Annotated in this window: 1 protein-coding gene; it reads right to left on the reverse strand. The window is 64.2% G+C overall.

Features of this window, described 5'->3' with window-relative positions; genetic code table 11:
* Window positions 1–107: 107 nt before the first annotated feature.
* Window positions 108–1613, reverse strand: a complete 1506-nt coding sequence (gene istA / locus ABZ208_RS39015) for an IS21 family transposase (RefSeq protein ID WP_132020947.1) — start codon at window positions 1611–1613, stop codon at window positions 108–110.
* Between the last annotated feature and the right edge of the window lie 72 nt (window positions 1614–1685).

Raw genomic sequence — 1685 nt, forward strand, 5'->3', positions numbered from 1 at the left:
TGAAGCGCTCCGGCTCGAAGTCAGTGTGGCGCGACTGCGCGAGCAGCTCCGGCCACGTGCTCGCCATGCCGTGCAGTTTAAGACCCTTGAGCTGGGCCGCGATATCGTTAGACATGACGATCCTCCGGTGGGTTGGCACGCAGCGTCTCGTAACGGTTCACGTCGGCCGCGGGCTCTTCCTTGAGCTGGAGTTTCGTCGTGGCGAGGCTGCCATTCGTGACGGGCGCCTTCAGCCGGCTCAGCACGTTCAGGACGTGCTCTGCGCTGGGGCGTCCTGAATCCAGCGCAGCCTGTACGGCGAGCAGCACCGCATCGAGCCCGTGTTCGCGCACCGCAGCGAGCACCTGCGTCATGACGCGATCGCCGCCCGGGTGTTTCAGCAGATGCCGCTGCAGCAGTTGCAGCGGCTGCGGCATCGTGATGAACGGCGCGCCGTTGCGCAGTGCGCCGGGTTTGCGCTCGACCAACGTGACGTAGTGGCGCCAATCGTAGAAGGTCATGTGCCGCTCGAAGCTGCGTTCGTGGCGTGCGATCTCCTGGGCGTTGGCGACGACGCTGAGATATGCCGGATAGCAGCGCACGCTCACCAACTGGTTCGTGTACTCGGTGGGCACGCTGTAGCGGTTGCGTTGGAAGTGAATCAGGCTGGTCGACGAGACTCGCAGGGTCTGCTCGATGTAGCCGTCGAACGGCCGTGGATTGGGCATCAGCCGGGTACGCTCGTCCTGCAGCACATCCTCGACTGTCAGCTCAGGCCACTGCGGGTGCCGCATGTGCCACGCCTCACGACACTGACCAGCGACCCATTCGTTCAGGATCTCCAGCGTTTCCCAGCGCCGTAGCGCTGCTTCGTGCCAGATCTGACGTCGCCGGTCCTGAACGTTCTTCTCGACGATGCCTTTCTCCCAGCCTGCAGCCCGGTTGCAGAACTCCGGCTCGAACAGGTAGTGACTGCACATCGCTTCGAAGCGCGCGTTGACCGCACGCTCCTTGCCGCGGCCAACCTTGTCCACGGCGGTCTTCATGTTGTCGTAGATGCCGCGCCGCGGCACGCCGCCGAACGCGGCGAACGCGCGGGCGTGCGCATCGAACAGCATCTCGTGACTCTGTGTGGGATAGGCGACGAGCCAGAACGCGCGGCTGGAGTTAAGTTTGACGTGGGCGACCTCCAGGCGTCGCCGTAGCCCGCCAACAAACGCGTATTCGCAGCTCCAGTCAAACTGGAAGGCTTCGCCGGGTTCGAAGGCGAGCGGCACGAAGGCCTTCCTGCGAGGCGCCTCAGCCTGCTCCTCGTGCCAACGCCTCACGAACGCGCTCACCCGGCCGTAGCTGCCGGCGTAACCCTCGGCGCGGATCGCCTCGAACATGAACCGGGCGGTGCGCCGGTCACGCTTCGGGCGATGACTGTCGGCACGCAGCCAACCTGTCAGCTGTGCGGCCCAGTCGTCGATGACGCTCGGGCTGACGCGCTTCGGATACTTCGGCTCGACAGCATCAGTCTGCCGCAGCCAGCGGCGCACCGTGTTTCGGGACAGGCCCGTACGCCGCGCAATCTCGCGCAGTGGGACCTTCTCGCGGAAATACATCCGCCTGATCTTGGCCAATATGCCCACCGTGATCACCTTTGTATCCCCTGCTCAAAGATTGAGCAGGGCATTCAATCACGTGGGTCAAAATTCGATGAA

The organism is Streptomyces sp. NPDC006208, from assembly GCF_040613775.1.
Classification (GTDB): domain Bacteria; phylum Actinomycetota; class Actinomycetes; order Streptomycetales; family Streptomycetaceae; genus Streptomyces.